This window comes from Leeuwenhoekiella sp. MAR_2009_132, assembly GCF_000687915.1.
Classification (GTDB): Bacteria; Bacteroidota; Bacteroidia; order Flavobacteriales; family Flavobacteriaceae; genus Leeuwenhoekiella.
This window is the reverse complement of record NZ_JHZY01000004.1, coordinates 1,854,947-1,879,806: the sequence shown is the minus strand read 5'-3', so window position 1 is coordinate 1,879,806 and position 24,860 is coordinate 1,854,947. Positions and strand designations below refer to the sequence as shown.

Here is a 24,860-nt window from a genome sequence, read left to right as displayed (position 1 = left end):
TAATAAAGCAATGTGTTTAAAATTCTTATTAAAACTTATATTTTTAAGAAATCTATTTAAAAAAGGCTATTCACTATCTAATAATTATTCAGCACAAAACAACCCACATGAAACGTCGCAATTTTATTACCACTACAAGCTTAAATACCATAGCTATAGGACTAGGCATAAACAGTTTTGCTCAAGCTAAAACTCAAACTAAAAACAATCAAGATTTATCTACCTCTAAAATGAACGAAACTGCTGTAGCAATTTGCACATGGGAATTTACTAAAGCAAACGCAACAGCGGGTGCACTTTTAGATCAGGGATATTCTGCATTAGATGCGGTAATTGCAGGCGTTGCAGTTGAAGAAGAAAATATTAAAAATACAACCGTAGGAAAAGGGGGCTCTCCAGATCGCGAAGGAAATGTAACCTTAGATGCCTGCGTGATGGATCATACCGGGAATTGTGGTTCTGTAATGTGTGTAGAAAACATAACCAATGTTGCCGCACTTGCGCGTAAAGTAATGGAAGATACACCGCATGTAATTATGGTAGGAAAAGGAGCTGAAGAATTAGCCGTCGCTAGTGGTTTTACTTCAGAAAAACTATTAACAGAGGAGTCTGAAAAAGCATGGAAAGAATGGCTAAAAACATCAGACTATAAACCAATAATTAATATTGAAAACCACGATACTATAGGAATGCTAGGCCTTGACAAAGAAGGAAATATTTCTGGTGCGTGTACAACTTCTGGTCTGGCATATAAAATGAAAGGCCGTGTAGGTGATAGCCCCGTGATAGGTAGTGGGTTGTTTATAGACAATACTATAGGCGGTGCTGCTGCTACAGGAATGGGGGAAGAAGTTATTAAAACAGTAGGCAGTTTTTTAATTGTGGAACTTATGCGAAATGGAATGACGCCACAGGAAGCATGTGAAGAAGCTGTACGCCGTATTGTAACCTCAAATCCTAATCATATAAATTTTCAAGTCGCTTATATTGCTATAAATAAAAAAGGAGAGACAGGCTGCTATTGCATTCACCCAGGCTTTAAAATGATGCACTATAGTAATCAAGAAAATAAGCCAATCGTCGCAGGTAGTTATTTAAAATCTTAGAAAATCGAATAGATTTTTTAAATGTTTTTTTTTACAGAAAAAAACTTTAGTTTTGTTTCACGCTTTTTAAGGCAGAAAATATTTAAGACTGTTGTAATTGACTTGTAATAATCAATTATGATTTGGGGTGAAAGCCAGCTCTTGTAGCTGGCTTTCTTTATTTTTATAAATTCCATGATTACAGAAATTACTAATTGTAACTAATTTCGGGGTGGTCAGCGAGGTTTACGTGAAGCTACAATCCTCTAAAATATTCAAACCGAAGCGAAGCGTTATTCCAATATCACTGTAGCTGGCTTTCTTTATTTATATAAATTCCTTGATTACAGAAATTTCTAATTGTAACTAAATTTCGGGGTGGTGAGTGAGGTTTTCGTGAAGTTACAATTCACTAATTAATTCTTATCTCAAATACATACAGCTATATTGATAATCAATTACGGCTTTACCAATTTTGAGAACATCTGCACCTATTATACCACTTACAGGATCAGCATCGTGATTAATTAATGCTTGATTCACGTGAGAAAGATCAAATAATACTATTGATAAATTCTTAGTAGACCAGGTATCTATTTCAATTAAATTATCTTGAGCAATTTGGGTTAACATATCTATAGCTCCTGCACCAGCAGCTTTTACTTCACTTTCTTTGGCATATAATTTAAAACGCTCAAGATCTTCAAAACCTATACAGGTATTAGACGCACCTGTATCTAAAATAAAGTCTCCTTTGACACCATTTATAACAGCCTCAAATTTTAAATGCCCAGTACCTACAGGTTTAAGCGGTATTCTAGTGTACTTTTTTTTCTTTAAAAACTGCCAGAGTGAAATCATATCAAATGCTAGATGACCAAACTTAGATTAAATAAAACTTTTTGAATTTTAATTTTTTAATAAAGTTTACCAACGCTAAAGGCTAAGTTTTAAATTTACCCCATATGTTTATAGACACCCATACCCATCTGTACAGCGAATCTTTTGATGAGGATCGCGATGCCATGATTGCAAGAGCCCAACTGAAATCAATAACACATTTTATGCTGCCGGCTATAGATTCTACATACACATCAAAAATGTGGGATTTAAAAAAGAAATATCCAGAGGCTATGCATGTAATGGCAGGCTTACACCCTACACACGTTAAGCCCGAAAGTCTTAAAGGCGAATTAGAACATGTTGCCCAGCAACTCGGTTCAAAAAAACATTGCGCTGTTGGCGAAATAGGTATAGACTTATATTGGGATCAATCAACAAAAGAAATTCAACAAGAGGCTTTTGCTAAACAAATACACTGGGCAAAAGAATATGACTTACCTATTGTGATACATTGCCGAGATGCTTTTAAAGAAGTATTTGAGGTTCTCAAAAATGAAAATAATGATCGTTTGAGAGGTATTTTTCATTGTTTTACAGGAACTGAAGAAGATGCCTTACAAGCTTTAGACTTTAATCTTAAATTGGGAATAGGCGGTGTAGCCACATTCAAGAATGGAAAAATAGATCAGTTTTTAAAGAAGATTGATCTAAACCACATCGTATTAGAGACAGACGCTCCTTATCTCGCTCCAACACCCTACCGCGGCAAGCGCAACGAAAGTAGTTACCTTATTGAAGTAGCACAAAAACTTTCAGATATTTACAGTATTTCTCTCTCAGAAATAGGTGAGATTACCACAAAAAATGCCAAAAATATTTTTAACCTTGACTGATCAATAAAATATTTTGTTCTTTTACGATCAAACTAAAAAATAATTTGTGTCAAAATTTGACTCCATAAGACCCTATGACGATTCTGAAGTACATGAAGCACTTCAGACACATTATCGCCATCCCATGTTTCAGGCTTTGTTGCAATTCACATTTCCTGACAAATCCTTAAGGGAAATAAAAGAAATCATAAACGAATGTCATTCAATTTTTGACTTTCAGAGTAAAATCATCTATAAGTCAGTTCAAAAAATAATGGAAAAGAGCACCGATGGGTTCTCTACTTCGGGATTTGAGAATTTAGAGAAGGGAAAAGCGTATTTCTATTTGTCTAATCATCGTGATATTATTTTAGACACTTCCTTTATAAATGTTGCACTCTATGACAATGATCTTGTAATGACTGCATCAGCAATAGGTGATAATCTGGTTCAAAAACCATTTTTAATGGCACTTGCCAGACTTAATCGAAGCTTTCTTGTTCAACGCAGTTTGACCCCAAGAGAGATGCTACTAAGCTCTAAAAATCTATCAGAATACGTTGCTCATGTCTTAAATAACAACAATCAATCTATATGGATGGCGCAGCGCGAGGGGCGTACAAAGGATGGAAGCGACAAAACCCAGCAGGGAGTTCTTAAAATGATAGGAATGGCACGTCGTGATAAGCCGGTGATTCCATTTCTAAAAGATTTAAATATTCGACCAGTAGCTATCTCATATGAGTTTGACCCTACAGATGTCTTAAAAGTACCTGAGCTTATTGCTAAAAGTGAAGATACAGCTTATGTAAAAAGTAATAATGAAGACTTTAATAGTATATTAAGAGGAGCTCTTGGAAATAAAAAAAGAGTACATATCGCGACCGGAAAATTAGACACTTCGGTATTTGATGAGATTGATTCACGCGATTTATCTGATAATGATAAACTACAAGAGCTTGCTAAATATATAGACAAAGAAATTTATAGAATTTACAAGCTATGGCCTTCTAATTACATTGCCTACGATCTTTATCACAACACCAGCACGTACAGCTACACCTATACTGAAAAAGATAAAAGGGCTTTTGAACGCAGGCTAGAGCGCAGAATAGATTCTAACAGAGAAATTGCACGGGAAAGTTTTCTTTTAATGTATGCTAACCCCGTAATTAATAAACTTAAAAGTATTGAGTAAATTATCTAGAATCTTATTGATTTATACAGGTGGAACAATAGGAATGATTAAAGATTTTGAAACGGGAGCTTTAAAATCGTTCGACTTTAATGATCTTTTAGACAAAATCCCAGAACTACGTCTAATTGAATGTACTATTGAAACCATAAGCTTTGAGAAACCTATAGATAGCTCAAATATGAACCCTAAACTTTGGGGAGACTTATGCGCAATCATAGAAAAACATTATGACCGTTTTGACGGATTTGTAATTCTACACGGTAGTGACACGATGAGTTATACAGCTTCAGCGCTAAGCTTTATGTTAGAAAATTTATCAAAACCGGTTATTCTTACAGGATCTCAACTCCCTATAGGTGATTTAAGAACAGATGCAAAAGAAAATCTAATTACTGCTATACAAATAGCTGCATTAAAAAAAAGAGGTAGATCTTATATTACTGAGGTTGGACTCTATTTTGAATACAAATTATATCGAGGTAACCGGAGTTCAAAAATAAGTGCTGAGCATTTTGAAGCATTTAAATCACCTAACTATCCTCCATTAATAACCTCTGGTGTTCATTTGACAATTGAAGACGAAAAATTGCTTCCCTACACCAGAAAAAAGTTGAAAATTCATAAAGAATTAAAAACAGACGTGCTTGTAGTACATCTTTATCCCGGTATAAATGAAAATCTACTAACAAATATGTTTGAAAAATTAACCTACAGTGGCGTAATTATAATGACATTTGGGCCGGAAATGGCACTACAGAAGGTTGGTTTATCGATTTATTAAAAAAAATTATCAATAAAGGAATCCCCCTGGTAAACATTACGCAATGCAAATGGGGAAGTGTACAAATGGGTAATTATGAGACCAGTACAGCACTTAAAGAGCTTGGTGTTATTTCGGGAAAAGACTTAACAATAGAAGCTGCAATAACTAAAATGATGTATCTTAATAGTCAAAATTTGTCTCCAAAGGTCTTTAAGACTATATTTGAAACTTCACTAAGGGGAGAAATGAGTTGATAAGAAATTATTATTATTTTCGATGTTCCTTTTGGGATTTGACATATTTTTTGTTATTTGGCAGCCTGTCACAAAGGCTTCGGCTCAACAAATTAAAGAGAGGTGGCCGAGCGGTCGAAGGCGCACGCCTGGAAAGCGTGTATACGCCAAAAGCGTATCGAGGGTTCGAATCCCTTCCTCTCTGCTATTTTTTAATATTTGAATAATTAATTTTATATCTTTATCCTTTACTAACTAAATTTTTAAGATCAAAAGCAATGAAAAGAGTATTTTCTATTCTAGTAATCACAGCTGTAATCGCTTTAGGCAATCTTACAGTTCAAGCAAATACTGCCTCTTTAATGTCTGTTAACGCAACAGTATTAACTGCAGTTCAAGATGAAGCTCCAGAAGAAGCTGCAGCCGCAGACACTGATGAAGAGTCTTTATCATTTACTCAAGAGTTAAAGAAACGTTTTATAGAAGGGGGACCTGGATTTATGGGTATCGTACTTTTATGTCTTATTTTAGGTCTTGCTATTGCAATTGAACGTATTATTTACTTAAACCTTGCAAGCACAAATACAGCTAAATTAGCTCAAGATGTAGAAGATGCATTGAATAGCGGTGGTATTGAAGCTGCAAAAGACGTTTGTAGAAATACAAGAGGTCCTGTTGCATCTATATATTACCAAGGTCTTGATCGTGTAGACGAGGGCGTTGACGCTGCAGAAAAAGCTGTTGTAGCTTACGGTGGTGTACAGATGGGGCTTCTAGAAAAGAACGTATCTTGGGTTTCTTTATTTATTGCACTTGCACCGATGCTTGGTTTCATGGGTACAGTAATAGGTATGATACAGGCATTTGATAAGATTGAGGCTGCAGGAGATATGCAACCATCACTTGTTGCTGGTGGTATTAAAGTAGCACTTTTAACAACTGTATTTGGTCTTATCGTTGCGATTATACTTCAAATCTTTTATAACTATATCATTGCTAAAATTGATAGCATCGTAAATGATATGGAAGATGCTTCAATCACTTTGATTGATATGCTTGTACGTTACAAGAAGTAATAATCCTTTTAAATACATAACTTAATTATGTTACATAAAATTCTAAAAATAGTTGCACTAATCCTGTCGATTTTAGGAGCCGTATGGCTTGTTAGAATCATTCTTGCAGGAGATACTGCAATACTAGATTCAGCAGATTTACAAGATAGCCTGGTTACACCATTTATTTACATTGCTTATTTCATTTTTGCAATAGCATTGGTATTTGTCTTGGTATTTGTAATTAAGAATATATTCACTAGTGGTTCGTCAATAAAAGGAACTTTAATAGGGCTTGGCGCATTCTTAGCTGTTGTAGCTATATCTTTCCTACTAGCTTCTGGTGAAGAAACTCCAATGAGAGATGGTGAAGTGCTTTCCGCTAGTGCATCAAGATGGGTAGAAGCAGGTATTTACGCTTTTTACATTCTAGCTCTAGTTGCTGTGGGTGCAATGGTATTCTCAGGTGTTAAGAAATTAGCTAAATAAAATAAATTATGGCAAAGAGATCAGCTCCAGAAGTGAATGCAGGTTCGATGGCAGATATTGCCTTCTTACTTCTTATTTTCTTTCTGGTTACAACTACAATTGAAACAGATAGCGGTATAAGCCGTAAATTGCCTCCCAAGTTAGAGGATAATCAACCACCTCCGCCTATTATTAAAGAGCGTAACTTATTTACTGTTGTAGTAAATAGTAATAACGAACTTTTGGTAGAAGATGCGTTGATGGATCTTAAAGATTTGAGAGCGGCAGCAGTTGAATTTTTAGATAATGGAGCTGAAGATTGTAATTACTGCCAGGGTGCAAAAGCGGAAAATAGCTCTACTAATCCAACTAAAGCGATTATTTCTTTAGTAAATAATAGAGGTACATCTTACAAAAGGTATATAGCTGTTCAAAATGAACTTGTAGCTGCTTATAATCAGCTAAGAGATCGTGAAGCAATGAGTAGATACGGTGAATCTTTTGTTTCGTTAGAATCACGTTATAATGACGCGAGAACTACTCAAGCAAATAAAGATAAGCTTAAGCCGAAAATTGAACTCATTAGAGAATTATATCCTGAGAAGCTTTCTGAGGCAGAACCGAAATAATACTACTAAAACTTAATAAATACATACTATGTCTAAGTTTAATAAGAAAAAGGGAGGTGAACTACCAGCTATTTCTACGGCTTCATTGCCAGATATAGTTTTCATGTTGTTATTCTTCTTTATGGTTGCTACTGTAATGCGTGAAAATACCTTAATGGTTAAAAACAATTTACCAACGGCAAACCAAATTGAGAAACTTGACAAAAAAGATCTTGTTATGTACATATTTGCTGGAGAACCAGTGGATAGGTATCAAGCAAAATTTGGAACATCTGCAAAAATTCAGTTAAATGATAAATTTGCAGAAGTTAAAGAAATCCAAGATTTTATTTATCAAGAAAGAGCAAGTAAACGTGAAGAACTGGTAGACTATTTAACTACTGCTCTTAAAGTTGATGGCGATAGTAAAATGGGTCTTATTTCTGATATTAAACAAGAACTTAGGACTGCTAATGCTCTTAAAATTAATTATGTTACTAAGTCTGGTGACGCTGTTAAAAATAATTAAGATACATTAAATATTGCATTATTCTTAAAAGTTAAAAAACGCTCTGATTTTCAGGGCGTTTTTTTATTAACTTTAAATTCAACATCAATACTTCTAAAATAATTTTGACCTCTTCCTAATAAATATTTAAGTTGCTTAAAAATGCTTCAATCTTCTAAATCTACCCTTGTTATTTTATTCGTACTATTTTCAATAGTTACAAAAAGCAACGCGCAGGACAGCCTAATTGAGACCATAGATAGTTTACAACTTGATCAAAAATATAGGGAGGATCAATTTTATATTGGAGTTACTTTTAACCTACTAACCAATAAACCACAAGAACTATCTCAAAATGGATTTAGTGGTGGACTACATATCGGTTATATACGAGATATGCCAATTAATGAACAGCGCAATATTGCGATAGGTATAGGAGCTGGATTTTCGATGAACACCTACAATCAAAATTTATTTGTTGGAGAGGATCAATCTAATACTACAATTTTCAATGTAATAGATTCAGGCTATGACTATGATAAAAACTGGCTTAGCACTTATCTCATAGAAGCTCCAATTCAGCTACGATGGCGTACTTCTACTGCAGCAGATTATAAATTTTGGAGAGTATACACTGGATTGCAACTTGGCTACGTTTATGCGTACAAATTTAACTTTGAAGAAACCGGAAATCAAGTTGTACAAACTGATGTTCCTGAATTTGACAGATACAGATTAGGACTTACATTCACATTTGGTTATGACACATTTAATTTCCACTTTTATTATAACTTAAATCCGTTCTTTAAAGATGGAACTCTTATAAATGGACAACCTTTAGAGCTAAATAGCTTTAAATTAGGTCTGATGTTTTATATATTATAAAAATAAAACACTACAAGCTGAGGAAGACCTCCGGCGATTAAACCTACTACTAATTCGTGCATATTGTGGGCTTTCATCTGTAACCTTGATGCCGCAGTTAAACCTATTGCAATTACTAATAGGGAAATAATCTGAAGGTAGTTTGTAGTATAAACCATACTCAAAGCTATAATAAATCCCAGCACGCCACTAACACCTACCATATGCAGGCTTGCTTTATATTTAAAAAAACTCAAAAGCAAACAAACAGCTGAAGCTATTAAAATCCCTATAAAAAACATATATAATTCTGGGAATTCATACCCATTTATTATAACGCTAATAATAAGAAACGTTACACCCATCTGGCATATAAGCGGTACGCGTCGTTCCTTAACATCGCTCAATTCTTTGGAAGAAACAAGATTTATACTTTCTAGAAGAAAGTAAAATAAAATAGGTACTACAAGTGTTAATATACTAATCGCAAATATCTTAGCATACATAAAAGATTCTGGAACAAACTTAGGCGTAATCGTAAAATAAATACACACCCCTAGAAGTGGCATAAATAGCGGATGCATAATATAAGAAAAACTGCGAAGTATAAATTTCATTTAGATTTCCTTACGTAATCGGGCTACTGGCACATCTAATTGTTCACGATACTTTGCGACCGTTCGCCTTGCAATAGGATAGCCCTTATCTTTTAAAATCTTAGCTAATTTATCGTCGGTTAGAGGACGGCGCTTATCTTCTTCCTGAATTGTAATCTCTAAGATTTTCTTTATTTCGCGAGTAGAAACCTCTTCCCCCTGATCATTAGTCATACTTTCACTAAAGAACTCCTTGATCAATTTTGTACCGTAGGGTGTATCTACATACTTACTATTTGCTACGCGAGAAACCGTAGAAACATCCATCCCAATTTCATCTGCAATATCTTTTAAAATCATAGGACGTAGATTACGCTCATCACCAGTTAGGAAAAATTCTTTCTGGTAATTCATAATAGAATTCATAGTAACGAAAAGCGTTTGTTGACGTTGCTTTATAGCTTCAATAAACCATTTTGCAGCATCTAATTTTTGCTTTATAAACATTACCGCATCTTTTTGAGTTTTACTCTTTGCTGATGCTTCTTTATAACCTTTAAGCATATTTGTATACTCCCTTGAAACATGCATTTCAGGAGCATTACGACCGTTTAAACTAAGTTCTAGTTCACCATCTCGTATACGTATTTCAAAATCTGGGATAACGTGCTCGACAACTTTAGTATTTCCAGCGTAAGAACCTCCTGGTTTTGGGTTTAAATGCTCTATCTCATCAATAGCGGCCCTAAGTTGATCTTCAGAAATATCAAATTTAGAAAGTAATTTCTGGTAATGCTTTTTACTGAAATGATCAAAGGCCGTAGATAAAATGGATATGGCAAGTGAGACAGCCTCAGTTTCTTCTTTACGCTTTAATTGAATTAACAAACATTCTTCTAAACTACGCGCACCTACACCTGAAGGATCTAAATTCTGAACTATTTTTAATATTTTTTCTAAGGTAACCTCGTCTGTATAAATATTTTGTGTAAACGCTAAATCGTCTAAAAGATCAATTAGATCACGACGTAAATAACCACTATCATCAATGCTACCAATAAGAAATTCAGCAATTTCCATTTGTTGCTCATCTAATCTATAGGTATGCAACTGCCCCATAAGATGTTGTGTGAATGAAGTTCCCGATGCATAAGGCACCTGTCGCTCTTCGTCATCACTACTATAGTTATTTGTATTTAACCGATAACTGGGAACTTCATCATCAGACAAATAATCATCAACATTGATATCTGTCTCTATCTTTTCAGATTCATAATCGTCATCTGCACTGTTGTCAAATTCCTCATACTCATCTTTAGCTTCTTCCTTCCCACTATCGAGCGCTGGGTTTTCTTCTAGCTCTTGCTTTACCCGTTGTTCAAATGCCTGGGTAGGCAACTGAATAAGCTTCATCAGCTGTATTTGCTGAGGCGAAAGCTTCTGTGAAAGTTTAAAATTAAGTTGTTGTTTAAGCATATAGATTGACGAAACTGTTCTTACAAAAATAGAAAATTGCTGCAAGTAAAGAGTAAGAATATTTTGTTAAGACTTATATCAAAAAATCTACGCTGAAAAAAGGAAGCCCATTACGGAGTGAAGATATTATTTTTAATTGCGTATATAACCAGACCTGTGCGGTTTTTTAGACCTAATTTATGAAAGACAGATTCTCTATAACCCTCTATTGTCTTAGGACTTAAAAACATCTTTTCTGCAATCTCCTTATAAGTCATCTCAGTACACGCGTGCTTTATAAATTCTATTTCGCGTTCTTTTAAAACAATTTCTTCTTCTAATGAATGTTCAGATTTATGCACGAGTCGCTCAACAGTATTGGTATAATAAAACCCGAAATTTATCAACTCATTTAAAGCCTGTTCTAATATGCTTTTACGAGTGTCTTTAAGTAAATAACCTTTGGCACCTGAGCGTATCATTTGCATAACTACATTCTCCTCTTCTTCAATAGAAAGGGCAAGTACTTTAATATCGGGATAATGCTTAGTGAGGTACTTGGTCGCTTCAATACCACCCATAACAGGCATTTTTACATCCATTAAAACAATATCTGGTTGTAATGCGCCAGGCGATTCTAAATAATTTATGAGCTCTCTTCCGTTAACAGAAATGTTGACAACATCAAAATTTTTAAATTGACGAACTAAACCCGCAATGGCTTCAGATAAAAGGGTGTGATCGTCTACTAATGCAACTTTATACATAATTTAATCTAAAGGATAAATTAATTTTAATTGTGTTCCGGCTCCGGGTATTGAACTTATTTTAACCTGAGCTCCAATAAGATCTGCGCGTTTATCAATATTACTAAGCCCTATACCTTTGTCTGCGAGTTTATCAGAATCAAATCCCACACCATCGTCGTGCGCAATAATCTCTAAAGAATCTGCTTTAAAATGTACCAGCACTTTTAAATTTGCAGCCTTAGAATGTTTCATCGTATTCGTTATAAACTCCTGCACGATTCTAAAAAGAACAATTTCTGCCTGGGCATCAATAACAACAGAATCTCCGAGCAATTCATAAGACGCAGATAAAAATTTAAGACGGTTAAAACGGGCAACTTCCATCTCTAAAGATTTTATAAGTGACTGTCCATTTATAGCTTCAGGATTAATCGATTTTGACAACGCTCTAAGTTCATTTAAGCCCGTACCTATCGTTTCAGCAACCTCAAGCATTTCTTCCCCACCTTCTATGTTTTGTGCCTTTATTTTAGCTAAGGTGAGCAATTGACCAATATTATCGTGTAACTCCCAGCTTATATTGCGCAGTGTTTCTTCTCTAATTTCAATCTGAGTTTCTGCTATTGCCTTTTCAAAACGTTTTTCAGCCTCTATCTGCTCCCGAAGCAAACTGTTTTTACGCTTCATAAATACAGAAAACAGCACAAATACAATTACCGCAAGCAGAAAAAGAATTAACAAAACGACAAGAATGACGAGCTGTAATGTAGCTTGATCCATAACTTTAAATATTTACCAATTGCGGGCGCTTTGCACGATAAAAACCATAAGCAAAAATGATATACATAACACAATACGCCCAAAAACTAGCATTTCTTACAATACTAAAAAAAGTATTAAGGCTATTAGTTGCATCAGTTATTTGAGCCCACCCTACATACGTCATTATTACTACAGGAAGTTGAACAACACTGCTTAATAAAAGCGCAACACTTATATAAATCAATATAAAATCCTGAATTTTATTGAAATCTGTATTATTAATTGTTTCAACCAGATAAAATAGAATTATAATAATTAAAAAGAAATCTCCTGTTACAGCTGCCAGTATGGGTTTTTCTGAAAAAAAATCACTGGTTAATATAAATGACAGATAACTTAAAAGCCAGATAGCATATAAAAGCACGGTTGCTTTTCTAAATGAGGATTTTTGCAAAAACTTGTAATACAAACCATAATAAACGGTAAAGCATATAAAGTATCTAATATTATAAAATACAAAATTCATATCAACCAGCTCGGTGATATAAACGAGTGCACTTATCATTTCATTTACAAAATTGTAACCTAAGAAAAGTATAAACCATATAACCGGGGTTCCAGAAAATTTTCTCCAGTACAAAAGCCCCATTAAAAAAGAAAATAGCTCTAAAGCATCCATCGTAATTAACGAGGGATTGTTTAATATATGACCTAATCTTTCAGAAGAAACGTGAATATCCAACAGTTCTCTATTTACTATTGAAAATCTCCTCCCCCTACTGGTGGTGGTGGTGCCTCATGTCCTATATTCTCAGATAGCGACTGAATATCTTGACCTCCCATTTCAGCATCAAGAGCAGACCCGTCAAGTACAGAGCCAACAGTTACCGCCTGATACTTTCCTTTTGCACCTTTTTTTATTGCAAAGCTAACAGTATCTCTCGTTCCATCTGCTGAAACAAACTCTGCTGCAGGGTTAAAAAATACAGTACCTCTATTAGATTTATCTTTATTTTTAACTTTTTTACCGTATTTACCTAGATAAACGCGCAATTGTAAAATTTCAATATTAGCAGAATCAGATTGCTGTTCTATATATGCCATATATTTTTTCATCTCCTTAAATGAAAAACTCACATAACGAGTTGTTTGTTTATAATTTGCATCTTCTAGAGGTATGGTATCTCCTTCTTCGGTGATGTTTTCTGCACGCTCAATTAATGGAACTCGGCTGTTGCCATAATTTTGATATAAAGAATCTGCTGCTGCTATCGGGATAATATTAGCTGGTGCTCCCAAAACCGGGGTTTCCTGATCTTCGCAATTGCAAGGTTTATTTTCACAGGATACAATTAACAAAGTAGCAGTAAACGCAACTGCCAATAAAGTATTTTTATTCATTAGGTAAAAGGTTTTTGTTAGATAGCTGTAAAATAGACATCTTTTAATTCTTAAGGAAAATAACCTTTGAAAAAGGGTGTTTTTCCTCATTAAAAATTTGCCCACTTTTATGTATTAAAAAACCCGACTTCTTCAAATCGGGTTTTTATAAATATTTATTTTTTCTTTTAAAATTCAGCATTTTGCGGAAAACGTGGGTAAGGTATCACATCTCTAATATTTGTCATACCGGATGCAAAAAGAACTAAACGCTCAAAACCAAGACCAAAGCCACTATGTACACAAGTCCCAAATCTACGGGTATCTAAATACCACCACAGTTCTTCTTCAGAGATATCTAAAGCTGCCATTTTTTCTTGTAAAACCTCAAGACGCTCTTCTCGCTGCGAACCTCCTACAATCTCCCCTATACCCGGGAAAAGTATATCCATAGCACGTACCGTTTTTCCGTCTTCATTTAAACGCATATAAAACGCTTTTATATTTGCAGGATAATCAAACAAGATTACGGGACATTTAAAATGCTTTTCTACCAGAAAACGCTCGTGCTCACTTTGTAAATCTGCTCCCCATTCTTCTATAGGGTATTTAAACTGCTTCTTTTTATTAGGCTTAGAATTCTTTAAGATATCTATCGCCTCAGTATAACTAACACGCTTAAAGTTATTTTCTGTAACAAACTTTAGTTTGTCTCTTAATGCCATAGGTGCACGATCTGCTTCAGGCTTAGCTTTATCTTCCTGTATAAGTCTGCTTTCTAAAAACTCGAGATCATCCTGGCAATTCTCTAATACGTATTCAATAACGTACTTGATAAAATCTTCAGCCAGATCCATATTCATATCCAGATCATTAAAAGCTACCTCAGGTTCTATCATCCAGAATTCTGCAAGATGACGACTGGTATTTGAGTTTTCTGCTCTAAACGTAGGGCCAAAAGTATAAATCTGCCCCAGACCTAAAGCATATGTCTCTCCTTCTAACTGGCCAGAAACGGTCAAATTTGTTTCTTTTCCGAAGAAATCTTTTTTGTAATCTATATTACCATCTTTATCTTTTGCAGGATTCTTTAAATCCTGAGCGGTTACCTTAAACATCTCACCTGCTCCTTCTGCATCACTTCCCGTAATAATAGGAGTATTTACATAGTAAAAACCTTCTTTCTGAAAGTACTCGTGAACGGCAAAACTCAATTTTGAACGCAAGCGCATTACAGCTCCAAAAGTATTTGTTCGCACGCGCAGATGGGCCTGCTCTCTCAGTTTTTCTAAGGTATGACGCTTAGGTTGTAAAATAGTAAGTTTAACTTCTTCCGGGTCTGCATCGCCCAGAATTTTAACTTCTTTTACATCTACTTCTACAGTCTGGCCACCACCCTGGCTTTCAATTAAATTACCAGTAACCATTATCGCAGCACCTACTGTAATACGCTTTAGTAACGCAGGATCTGTGTTTTCAAAGTCAACAACACATTGTAAATTATTTATGGTAGAACCATCATTTAAAGCAATAAAACGATTGGCTCTAAAGCTACGCACCCATCCTCTTACAATAATCTCGAGCCCCTTTGGCTCTTCTTTTAAAATATGTACAATGGTTTTTTTCATAATCTAATCTATAGGATAAGCCATTAACGGCTAAAAATTCAATTTTATAATTAGCAAATATATATTTTACAGCTAATCTCCGCAAAGCGGAAACTCACATATAAAACTTATTCTTTATCTAAATTTTCTAATTCTTCCTCGTCATCAGCTTCATCAAGAATCTGAATAGCCGGCTTTTTAAAATCTTCTTTATTTGCAATATTTCGCTCAAGTGAAAGCAATAAAGAAGGTAATAATAACAAGTTTGAAAGCATTGCAAAAATAAGTGTCACTGAAACGAGACCACCTAAAGCTACAGTACCTCCAAAGCTACTAATCATAAATACCGAAAAACCAAAGAATAATACGATTGATGTATAAAACATACTCACACCTGCTTCTCTAACCGAAGCATATACAGAGCGTTTAATTCTCCAACCGCTACTCTTTAACTCCTGACGGTATTTTGCCAAAAAATGAATGGTATCATCTACCGAAATACCAAAAGCAATACTAAACACCAGTATTGTTGATGGTTTTATAGGTACTCCTAAATATCCCATAAGACCGGCAGTAATTAACAGCGGTAACAAATTAGGAATTAGGGAAACTAAAATCATTTTGACTGACCGGAACATAAATGCCATAAAAACAGCAATTAATAAAATTGCAAGAGACAAGCTTATAATCAGATTGTTTATTAAATACGTTGTTCCTTTTTGAAAGACCAGCGCTTTGCCCGTAAGCGTGACATTAAATTTATCTTTAGGAAACAAAATATTTATTTTATTATATAGGTTGTCCTCTACGATTTCCATACGATCTGTACCTATGTCTTGCATAAAAGTAGTCATACGCGCGTATTGACCGGTAGAATCTATGTAACTGTCTAGCAAGCTCGCTTCGGTAGAAAAACGCTGGGCATAGGGTAAAATAAAATTACGCTCGTTTGAAGTTGGCAACTGGTAATATTGAGGGTCGCCATTGTAAAAAGCCTGTTTACCATACTTAACAAGATTTACGATTGACAGTGGCTTAGACAGTTCTGGTGTTTCAGAAATTGTAGTTGCCAACTCATCCATTCGCTTTAAAGTAGGCAATTTCATCACTCCTTTAGGCCGCTTGGTATCAATTAAAACTTCGAGCGGCATGATACCATCAAACTCAGACTCAAAAAATTTAATATCTCTATAAAATCCGGTATTCTTCGGCATATCTTCAATAAGACTTCCTGAAACCTTAATCTTATAAATGCCTATCATACTTACAATAAGCAATAGAATTGTTGTAATGTAAATAGTAATTCTGCGGTCACGAACCATCTTCTCAACCCAGTTTACAAAACCTTCAATCCAGGATTTACCCAGATGTTTTAAATGACGTTCTTTAGGAGGCGTCATGTAGCTGTAAATGATAGGAATAATCAATAAACTCAATAAAAATATCGCAAGAATATTTATTGAAGCCACAATACCAAACTCTTTTAGTAACGAGCTTTGGGTTAAAATAAATGTGGCAAAACCAGAAGCCGTGGTAATATTTGTCATCAACGTAGCGTTACCCACTTTAGTAATGACCCGTTGTAAAGCTTTTATTTTATTACCGTGATTTTTGTATTCCTGCTGATATTTATTTATTAAAAATATACAGTTAGGAATTCCTATAACAATAATCAAAGGCGGAATTAAAGCGGTAAGTACGGTTATCTCATAACCCAGTAATCCTAGAAGACCAAATGCCCACATCACGCCAATTACCACAGTAATCATGGAGATGAATGTTGCCCTGTATGACCTAAAAAAGAAAAAGAATATTAATGAAGTAACCACTAAGGCACCTCCTACAAACCAACCTATCTCCCCTATTATTGTCTTACTGTTAAGAGTTCTTATATAGGGCATTCCGCTAGTGTGAACTGTAATACCCGTTTCTGCCTCAAAATTTTCGATAAGTGGAATTAAGTCATCTACTACAAAATCTTTTCGCGCAGCTGTATTCACAATATCCTTTTTAAGATATACTGCAGAACGCACCGTACCGGTTTTTTTATTGTAAATAAGACCTTCATAGAATGGAAGATCTGTAAATAATTTTTTCTTTAATGCTTGTGCTTCAGCATCTGTTTTGACATTACCATTTATAAATGGCTTCAAGTCAAAACGCTTTGGATTGTCTTCTTTTTGTAAGAGTTTCAAATCTTTTAAAGAAACCGAAAGCGCAACTGCATCTAAACTGTTTATGGTATCTGAAAGCGCATTCCACTTATTGAGGATTTCAGGTGTAAAAAGCGCGTCATCCTTTATCCCGAAAACAACTAGATTTCCCTCTTCGCCAAATTGCTTTAAAAACGTATTATATTCAAGATTTACTTCGTGATCGTCTGGAAGGAGATTCGCTTCGGTATAGGTAAATCGCATATATTTCCACTGCGTTCCCAAAAACACCGTAAATCCGGCAATAAGAAAAAGAATAAAGAGTCTGTTACGAAGAATAAGGCGAGCTACACCGTTCCAAAACCCGTAACCCAAAAGCTTGGTCATCGTCTTAGTTTAAGAGCGGCAAAGGTACTTATTTGATACTGAATTCCCTTTAGGAAAACCTTATTTTACAGTTGCAGATTAAAGGTGAATTTAAATGCGATATTATCTGCAAAATTTGGCAGACTATATGCACCGTATCTATAGGTTAAGCTGGTACCAAAACCAAATAGAATTTTATTAATCTCAAAACCACTTTCTGTAAACCCTTTGTTTAATTTACCAAACGTTACATCTTGATGACGCTCAATATTAGAGATATCTCCTATCGCATAACGGGTTATAAAAACCATTTCTGGTTGAAATTTTTCACCTAAATTAAATGGGCGTAAATGATGCTTTATTTGAAGTGAAGCAATACGATCTGAGAAAAACTCTCCAAAATACATGGTTTCAAAACTATTTACCCCTGCAACAGAAAAGCGTTGCATAATTGTTTCTTTAGTAGGTGCATTAGGATACGCATGAAATAAATGCGTAAGCGGTACCTCGCCAAATGCCATTTTACCTTCAATCAAAAATTCGGTTGTTGATTTATTTAAGCGCTCTACCTGATAGAAAAATTTAGCTCCTACCCGTGTAAAATCAAAATCTCCGTTGAGTAAACCAGATATACCTTTTGATATCTGCGCTGTAATTTTAGGATAGCCATCGTAAATCTCAACAGTTCCTTTTTCTGAACGCATAAACTTGCTAGACGGACTCCAGCGAACACCAAAAGTAGCTTCGGTAATATCATATTCACTATAGGTATCATCACCTAAAACAAATGAATAATCCTGGGTTTGCAACACATTTGTCTTAGCAAACTGAAACTCTGATAAAATTTTTGGTGTGATCTGATATTCCTGATTTAGTCGGAAGGTTTTAAAATCAAAAAACTGCGTAATATTAACTAAGCGCGGTTCAAAAAGCGAATATACCCGGCGATCTGTAAGATAATTAAAACTACCTGTCTCCTGCAAATCATCACTATAACTTAAACTTAACCAGGCTCCGTGAGATTCATTTAATAGCACACCACCTCCAAAACCGTATTTTAAAACTTTATCCTTAAAGCCATAAGCGGTATATCCTTCAAGTCTAAAATTTTCAGAAAATCGAGCGTTAGTAACTCCACCTAAACCCAAGCGCAGTCCCTCGTAATTGTTGAATTTTAAAGGGTAAGTAAGATCAAAATCAAAGAAGTCTACAGTATAGTACCCAATCCCAAAATTATTTATCATCGCTAAACGACGTTCTATATTTTCGGTTTTAACTACATCATCAAGATAGTCAAAACTATTTAAATCGCGCTGTGACAGCCCTTGTGTTCTGTACTTTTCCCAAAACGATTCAGGCTTCTCCTCAGCATCTTCCATAACTTCAATGGCCAGGTTTGAATGTTCAAGAGCGGCACTTTCAGAAAGGTTAAAGTTGGTGTTATACGATGTAGAGAGCAAATACCTGCCCTGTATGGCTTCCTTTACAGGATTTTTTTCAATTGTTCCTACTGAAACTTTTCCTCTAAAAAGTGAGAGCCTTTTTGAACTTTCTCCTTTTTCAATATAAAGTTTACTTGACTTAGGTAAATACACCTCATTTTCAGGTATGTATTCATACTCCTGTTCAATGCGTGCAAGAAGCTCATCATTGATGCTAATATGTACCTTCTGAAGCGCCATTGTTGCAGCATCTAAATAAAGGATCCCCTCTAATCCAGGAATTGTTTCTGGTCGCTTAGGCTGAAAAGACACCGCGAAGCCCGGCCTATTTAATATTAATGTATCTCCTACAAACTGATAATTATAATTTTTAAGTCCGCGTTTTGAAAGCGGTCCCGCATAGCGGTAATTAAAGATTACAAAGTCTTCATCATAAAAAGATCTTGACTGCAATGTGATACCTAATACTTCATAACGCGGCTCTTTAAAGCCTGCCATGTTAATACCCAGTACTTCTTCCTTAAAACCATTAGCCTCATTATAATTATTTAATGCAACCTTCTCGGTAAAAAATGAATGAGAATTTGTTTGGCTGGCTATAGAATCTGTAATTATCGTTTTCTCGTAGGTTGTATAGCTGTAATGCTTTAAAACGGCCTGAGGATTATTTACTATGCCTCGATCAATAGCCGACTGCATCAACGAATCAATATCTATATTTTTTTGCTGAGAAAAGCCATTAATCTGCCCAGCGAAGAACACAACAAGAATAAATATTACGGGTTTAACCATTATAAAAAAGGAACTTAGAGACTAAAAATACTATAAAAAAAGCGACCCTCGGGTCGCTCTTAGCATGAGTTTAACTAGCTAAATAAAGAAGCCGTTAACTAAATTAGGTACTGCATTATTAAACAGTAAGAATTTCTTTTTCTTTGACTACAAGAATCTCATCTATCTTTTTAATATAACTATCAGTTAGATCCTGCACGTCTACTTCCGCATTACGGCATAAATCTTCTGCAAGACCATCTTTCTCTAATTTTTTAATATCGTTGTTTGCGTTTTTACGATCATTACGCACGCCTACCTTAGCATCTTCTGCTTCTGCTTTTGCCTGCTTAACAAGATCTTTACGACGCTCTTCGGTAAGTGGCGGTACATTTATGATAACACTTTCCCCATTATTCATAGGATTGAAGCCTAGATTAGCATTCATAATTGCCTTTTCAATCTCGTGAATCATCGCTTTTTCCCAGGGTTGAATAGAAATTGTTCTACCATCTGGTGTATTCACGTTTGCGACTTGAGAGAGTGGCGTTTGACTACCGTAATAATCTACCATTACACTCCCCAACATCGCAGGACTAGCTTTACCGGCACGTATGTTTGCAAATTGTTTTTTAAGATGCGTAATAGCACTTTGCATCGCTTCTTCTGCACCGTCTAATATAAATTGTATGTCTTCGTTCATAGCATTATAAATTATCCTGTTTTTAAAAAACAGTCAAAAATACTAAATTATAAATTTACTGTTGTACCTATAGCTTCACCATTAACAACCTTTAAGAGATTGCCTTGCTTGTTCATATCAAATACAATAATAGGCAATTCGTTCTCCTGACTTAATGTAAAAGCAGTAGTATCCATTACCTTTAAGCCTTTTTGAAGTACATCTTCAAAACTAATAAAGTCAAATTTTACGGCTTTATCATCTTTTTCAGGATCGCTAGTATAAATACCATCTACACGAGTACCTTTTAAAATTACATCTGCGTGAATTTCTATTGCTCTAAGTACCGCTGCTGAATCTGTAGTAAAATAAGGATTCCCTGTACCTCCACCAAAAATAACCACGCGTCCTTTTTCTAAATGACGAATAGCTCTTCTACGAATGAACGGCTCTGCTACTTCGTTAATTTGAATTGCACTCTGTAGACGAGTTTGTATACCTGCCTCTTCAAGAGCGCTTTGCAATGCAAGACCGTTTATTACCGTTGCAAGCATCCCCATATGATCACCCTGAACACGATCCATACCACGGCTTGCACCTGCCACACCTCTAAAGATGTTACCACCACCTATAACAATAGCTACTTCTACACCTTTATCGAGAACTTTTTTAATCTCCTCTGCATATTCTGCTAATCTATCGGGATCAATACCATACTGGCGATTTCCCATTAATGCTTCACCAGATAATTTAAGAAGAATACGTTTGTACTGCATGATTTTAATAAATTTTGGGCAAATATACGGTTAATGAGTATGTGAAAAAAAATGAATTTAAGACATAAAAAAAGGCTGCCAATTGGCAGCCTTTTAATTCTATAGAATACTCTAAACGAATTAAGCTAAGCTTACACGTTTAAAGCCTACAACTTCAGCATCACCTTTGCTAGCTACATACTTAGCAACGTTTGTGCTTTCGTCCATAATAAATACTTGATCAAGTAAAGCTTTCTCATTATCCATAGTTGTGTTATCAGCTACGTAACGGTCTAATTTACCTGGTAAGATACGATCCCAGATTTGCTCTGGCTTTCCTTCTGCTTTTAATTCTTCTTTGATATCTGCTTCTGCCTTAGCCATAACTTCTGGAGTTAACTGAGACATTGAGATATATTGAGGAACATTTTTAAGTGTTTTACCTAAACGTCCTAGCTCTTCATTTTCTTTTTCAATAGCAGCAATACGAGCTTCAGTTTCTGATGCAACAAATTCTGGATCAAAATCTTTGTAAGATAATGTAGTCGCACCCATTGAAGCTACTTGCATAGAAACACTTTTAGCAACCTCATCTGCATTCTCTGTAGCTTTAGAAAGACCAGTTAGAGCACCTATTTTATTACCGTGTACATAAGCACCTACAAAAGGAGCTTCTAAAACCTCAAAACCACCTATTTCTAATTTCTCGCCAATAACACCAGTCTGCTCAATTAGCTTTTCAGAAACAGTCATCCCCTGAAAATCAGCAGCTAAAAATTCATCTTTGCTGTTGTAATTTAAGGCAACATCACCTAACTCATTAGCCATCTCAACATACGTATCGTTTTTAGCAACGAAATCTGTCTCACAGTTTAATGAGAAAACAACACCTCTATTGTTTGCATCATTAATCTTTGCTACAACAACTCCTTCACTTGAGTCACGATCTGCACGTTTTTCAGCAATTTTTTGTCCTTTTTTACGAAGTACAGTAATCGCTTTGTCAAAATCACCTTCTGCCTCAACTAATGCATTTTTACAATCCATCATACCGGCACCGGTAGCTTTTCTCAATTTATTTACGTCTGCGGCTGTTATTTTTGCCATTTTATTTAGAATTTATGAGTTAAAACAAAAAGTCGTTTAGCTTAGTGCAAAATTGCAATATACTAAACGACTTCAGCTATTATCAAATTGTTAAATACTATTCTTCTTCGTCGCTAGCTGCAGCTTTAGCTTTTGCCTTTTCTGGCTTAGCGTCTGCTTTTTTAGCTTTTGGCTTGTCTTCTTTATCTTTCTCTTTACCAGCTTTACGCTCAGAAAGACCTTCAACAATTGCATCAGCAACGTTAGCTATGATTTTCTCGATAGATTTAGAAGCATCATCATTAGATGGGATAGCGAAATCAACCTGACGTGGGTCAGAGTTAGTATCAACCATCGCAAAGATTGGAATGTTTAATTTTTGAGCTTCTTTAATCGCAATGTGTTCACGCTTAATATCAACTACAAATAAAGCACCCGGTAAACGTGTCATATCTTCGATAGAACCTAAGTTCTTCTCTAATTTGTCACGCATACGGTTCATTTGTAATTGCTCTTTTTTAGACAAGCTATCAAAACGACCGTCTTGTTTCATACGATCTACAGTTTGCATTTTCTTAACCGCCTTACGTATAGTTACGAAGTTAGTTAACATACCACCTGGCCATCTTTCTGTAATGAAAGGCATTTTAGCGCGACCTGCGTGATCAGCAACAATTTCTTTTGCTTGTTTTTTGGTAGCTACAAAAAGTATTTTTCTACCTGAAGCTGCAATTTTAGCTAGAGCTTCTGAAGCTTCGCTAAGTTTAGCAGCAGTTTTGTATAGATTAATGATGTGAATACCATTACGCTCCATATAGATATATGGTGCCATGTTTGGATCCCATCTTCTGGTAAGGTGACCAAAGTGTACACCTGCATCCAGTAAATCCTTTACATTTTCTGTTTTTGCCATTTTTAAATTTAGTTTACGTTCCCGTTGTAGTAGCAATATGTAAGTGGTTCCCGCCTTTGACGTGTCGCCTTACCTATTTAGATGCTAAACCAATTTTTCCGCTTTCGCGAAAACAAGGACTATTTAATTAAAAATTAATTTCTTTTTGATTTCAAAAGAGCTGCCAATAAAAGACAGAATTTTTGAAATACAATAGTTGTTAACGTTTTGAGAATTGGAATTTCTTACGCGCTTTCTTCTGACCGAATTTCTTACGCTCTACCATTCTTGGATCTCTCGTTAACAAACCTTCAGGCTTAAGGATAAGTCTGTTTTCTGCGTCTAATTCGCACATCGCTCTAGAAAGAGCAAGACGTACAGCTTCAGCTTGACCAGTAATACCACCACCGTAAACATTTACTTTAACGTCAAAGTTTTTTTCATTTTCAGTCATTACTAATGGCTGATTAACTTTGTACTGTAAAGTTCCTGTAGTGAAATATTCTTTAACATCACGCTTGTTTATGGTGATGTTACCAGAACCCGGAGCTAAATAAACACGAGCAACAGCCGTTTTTCTACGACCAATTTTGTGAATTACTTCCATTTACTTAAGTTCGTTAATGTTGATTACTTTAGGCTTCTGTGCTTCCTGCCCGTGATCTGCACCGGCATAAACCTTTAAATTGCGATAAATCGCGCTACCTAATTTGTTTTTAGGCAACATACCTTTTACTGCATTTTCGACAAGACGCGCAGGGTCTTTACCGTACAATTCTTTTGCAGTTAGGCTTCTTTGACCACCAGGATAGCCCGTATGACGGATGTAAGATTTAGAATCCCACTTCTTTCCTGTTAAGTTGATTTGAGAGGCATTGATAACAATAACATTGTCTCCGCAATCAACGTGTGGTGTGTAGTTAGGCTTGTACTTTCCGCGCAAAAATTTTGCAACGATAGTAGACATGCGACCCAACGTTTGTCCTTCAGCATCAATAACAACCCACTCTTTGTTAACGGTGTTCTTGTTGGCAGATACTGTTTTGTAACTTAATGTGTCCACACTGTTTTATTTAATTATTAAACATTCCATTTCCTGCTTTCTCGTTCACACGGGAAAACAGGGGTGCAAATGTACAATTATAAATGAATATGACAAACTCAGCCTTACTATAATTTTTATCGCTTTTAATAACTGGTTATCAATACACTAATCAGCTCTAATAAAAAAAAGATAAAAATGTTTACTGAATAAGATATAGTTGAAGACTCAGAGACTTCTACTTGTTAATAGACTAAAAGCTATTTATTTAAAAGAATCTAGATTTATGAGCCCTCTCATTTAAACTTTTAAATGCATCATAAATCACTTATTTAAACTTTCTTCAAAAGAATATTTTAATACATTTTGAAATATTTTTTAGGCTTACTGGGTATTTCTAAGAGTGAATTTATAATTACTTATGCACTCATTAAGCAGATCATAATTTCTCTTAAAATTTTGAAAACGTTTTTTCTAAATTCTGTTTTAAATTCTAACGCAACAAGTTTTGTTAAAATATTATTCAATAATTAGTTTTTACTACAAATAGTTGTGTATAATTTAAATATTAGACTGTATAATTGTTGAATTCTGTGTAAAAAGTAATAATCACTTCATTTTCATA

General features: G+C 35.0%; 24 protein-coding genes, 1 tRNA gene and 1 pseudogene. 10 read left to right on the top strand and 16 right to left on the bottom strand.

The annotated features are described in order from the left end of the window. Positions 1 to 107 precede the first annotated feature (107 nt). Positions 108 to 1,106 (top strand): isoaspartyl peptidase/L-asparaginase family protein, encoded by a 999-nt coding sequence (locus P164_RS16480; RefSeq protein WP_028377424.1) that lies wholly within the window; start codon positions 108 to 110, stop codon positions 1,104 to 1,106. A 402-nt stretch (positions 1,107 to 1,508) separates the two neighbouring features. Here P164_RS16480 and P164_RS16475 read toward each other — a convergent pair whose 3' ends face one another. Beyond that, a complete protein-coding gene (locus P164_RS16475) occupies positions 1,509 to 1,946 on the bottom strand; it encodes a retropepsin-like aspartic protease (protein ID WP_028377423.1) in 438 nt (145 codons plus the stop codon). A 104-nt stretch (positions 1,947 to 2,050) separates the two neighbouring features. On the opposite strand from P164_RS16475, the gene P164_RS16470 reads away from it, so the two are divergent. The 9 genes and pseudogenes from P164_RS16470 to P164_RS16430 all read left to right on the top strand — a co-directional run bounded on the left by P164_RS16470 (position 2,051) and on the right by P164_RS16430 (position 8,518). Continuing rightward, positions 2,051 to 2,821: a TatD family hydrolase gene (locus P164_RS16470; protein WP_028377422.1), complete on the top strand. Its 771-nt coding sequence runs from the start codon at positions 2,051 to 2,053 to the stop codon at positions 2,819 to 2,821. Positions 2,822 to 2,867: 46 nt separating this feature from the next. Continuing rightward, on the top strand, positions 2,868 to 3,998 hold the full coding sequence (locus P164_RS16465; RefSeq protein ID WP_028377421.1) for a 1-acyl-sn-glycerol-3-phosphate acyltransferase: 1,131 nt from the start codon (positions 2,868 to 2,870) through the stop codon (positions 3,996 to 3,998). Between the two features lie 43 nt (positions 3,999 to 4,041). Next, a pseudogene (locus tag P164_RS16460) lies at positions 4,042 to 5,015 on the top strand (asparaginase). Between the two features lie 96 nt (positions 5,016 to 5,111). Next, a tRNA-Ser gene (locus tag P164_RS16455) sits at positions 5,112 to 5,199 on the top strand. Positions 5,200 to 5,272: 73 nt separating this feature from the next. Next, complete coding sequence (locus tag P164_RS16450; protein WP_028377420.1) at positions 5,273 to 6,070, top strand: MotA/TolQ/ExbB proton channel family protein; 798 nt, start codon at positions 5,273 to 5,275, stop codon at positions 6,068 to 6,070. 27 nt (positions 6,071 to 6,097) lie between these two features. Then, a complete protein-coding gene (locus P164_RS16445) occupies positions 6,098 to 6,538 on the top strand; it encodes a hypothetical protein (RefSeq protein WP_035899950.1) in 441 nt (146 codons plus the stop codon). A gap of 8 nt (positions 6,539 to 6,546) precedes the next feature. Next, complete coding sequence (locus P164_RS16440) at positions 6,547 to 7,146, top strand: ExbD/TolR family protein (protein WP_028377418.1); 600 nt, start codon at positions 6,547 to 6,549, stop codon at positions 7,144 to 7,146. A gap of 28 nt (positions 7,147 to 7,174) precedes the next feature. After that, complete coding sequence (locus tag P164_RS16435) at positions 7,175 to 7,654, top strand: ExbD/TolR family protein (protein ID WP_028377417.1); 480 nt, start codon at positions 7,175 to 7,177, stop codon at positions 7,652 to 7,654. A 141-nt stretch (positions 7,655 to 7,795) separates the two neighbouring features. Continuing rightward, the gene (locus P164_RS16430; protein ID WP_035899949.1) at positions 7,796 to 8,518 is read left to right on the top strand and encodes a porin family protein; all 723 of its coding nucleotides are present in this window, start codon (positions 7,796 to 7,798) and stop codon (positions 8,516 to 8,518) included. Here the strand turns inward: P164_RS16430 and P164_RS16425 are convergent. From P164_RS16425 to rplM, 15 genes are all read right to left on the bottom strand, one after another. After that, complete coding sequence (locus P164_RS16425; RefSeq protein WP_028377415.1) at positions 8,506 to 9,114, bottom strand: membrane protein; 609 nt, start codon at positions 9,112 to 9,114, stop codon at positions 8,506 to 8,508. The genes P164_RS16430 and P164_RS16425 overlap by 13 nt on opposite strands. Continuing rightward, positions 9,115 to 10,569 carry an RNA polymerase factor sigma-54 gene (gene rpoN, locus P164_RS16420; protein ID WP_028377414.1) on the bottom strand — a complete coding sequence of 485 codons (1,455 nt, stop codon included), beginning with the start codon at positions 10,567 to 10,569 and terminating at the stop codon, positions 9,115 to 9,117. A 110-nt stretch (positions 10,570 to 10,679) separates the two neighbouring features. Next, positions 10,680 to 11,315: a response regulator transcription factor gene (locus tag P164_RS16415; protein ID WP_028377413.1), complete on the bottom strand. Its 636-nt coding sequence runs from the start codon at positions 11,313 to 11,315 to the stop codon at positions 10,680 to 10,682. A gap of 3 nt (positions 11,316 to 11,318) precedes the next feature. After that, a complete protein-coding gene (locus P164_RS16410; protein WP_028377412.1) occupies positions 11,319 to 12,077 on the bottom strand; it encodes a sensor histidine kinase in 759 nt (252 codons plus the stop codon). A gap of 4 nt (positions 12,078 to 12,081) precedes the next feature. Next, on the bottom strand, positions 12,082 to 12,801 hold the full coding sequence (locus tag P164_RS16405) for a hypothetical protein (RefSeq protein ID WP_125411791.1): 720 nt from the start codon (positions 12,799 to 12,801) through the stop codon (positions 12,082 to 12,084). Positions 12,802 to 12,815: 14 nt separating this feature from the next. Further along, complete coding sequence (locus tag P164_RS16400; RefSeq protein ID WP_028377410.1) at positions 12,816 to 13,460, bottom strand: hypothetical protein; 645 nt, start codon at positions 13,458 to 13,460, stop codon at positions 12,816 to 12,818. Between the two features lie 167 nt (positions 13,461 to 13,627). After that, the gene (gene asnS, locus P164_RS16395) at positions 13,628 to 15,067 is read right to left on the bottom strand and encodes an asparagine--tRNA ligase (RefSeq protein WP_117434324.1); all 1,440 of its coding nucleotides are present in this window, start codon (positions 15,065 to 15,067) and stop codon (positions 13,628 to 13,630) included. Between the two features lie 107 nt (positions 15,068 to 15,174). Further along, entirely contained in the window at positions 15,175 to 17,586 is a 2,412-nt protein-coding gene (locus P164_RS16390) for an efflux RND transporter permease subunit (RefSeq protein ID WP_028377408.1), read from the bottom strand. Between the two features lie 65 nt (positions 17,587 to 17,651). Beyond that, entirely contained in the window at positions 17,652 to 19,799 is a 2,148-nt protein-coding gene (locus tag P164_RS16385; RefSeq protein ID WP_028377407.1) for a DUF5686 family protein, read from the bottom strand. Positions 19,800 to 19,917: 118 nt separating this feature from the next. Next, a complete protein-coding gene (frr, locus tag P164_RS16380) occupies positions 19,918 to 20,481 on the bottom strand; it encodes a ribosome recycling factor (protein ID WP_028377406.1) in 564 nt (187 codons plus the stop codon). 47 nt (positions 20,482 to 20,528) lie between these two features. Then, the gene (gene pyrH, locus P164_RS16375; RefSeq protein WP_028377405.1) at positions 20,529 to 21,236 is read right to left on the bottom strand and encodes a UMP kinase; all 708 of its coding nucleotides are present in this window, start codon (positions 21,234 to 21,236) and stop codon (positions 20,529 to 20,531) included. 120 nt (positions 21,237 to 21,356) lie between these two features. Further along, positions 21,357 to 22,322, bottom strand: a complete 966-nt coding sequence (tsf, locus tag P164_RS16370; protein ID WP_028377404.1) for a translation elongation factor Ts — start codon at positions 22,320 to 22,322, stop codon at positions 21,357 to 21,359. A gap of 97 nt (positions 22,323 to 22,419) precedes the next feature. Then, positions 22,420 to 23,214, bottom strand: coding sequence for a 30S ribosomal protein S2 (rpsB, locus tag P164_RS16365; protein WP_028377403.1), 795 nt, complete (start codon positions 23,212 to 23,214; stop codon positions 22,420 to 22,422). A gap of 199 nt (positions 23,215 to 23,413) precedes the next feature. After that, positions 23,414 to 23,800: a 30S ribosomal protein S9 gene (gene rpsI, locus P164_RS16360; RefSeq protein ID WP_028377402.1), complete on the bottom strand. Its 387-nt coding sequence runs from the start codon at positions 23,798 to 23,800 to the stop codon at positions 23,414 to 23,416. After that, positions 23,801 to 24,256, bottom strand: a complete 456-nt coding sequence (gene rplM / locus P164_RS16355) for a 50S ribosomal protein L13 (protein WP_028377401.1) — start codon at positions 24,254 to 24,256, stop codon at positions 23,801 to 23,803. Positions 24,257 to 24,860: the final 604 nt, after the last annotated feature.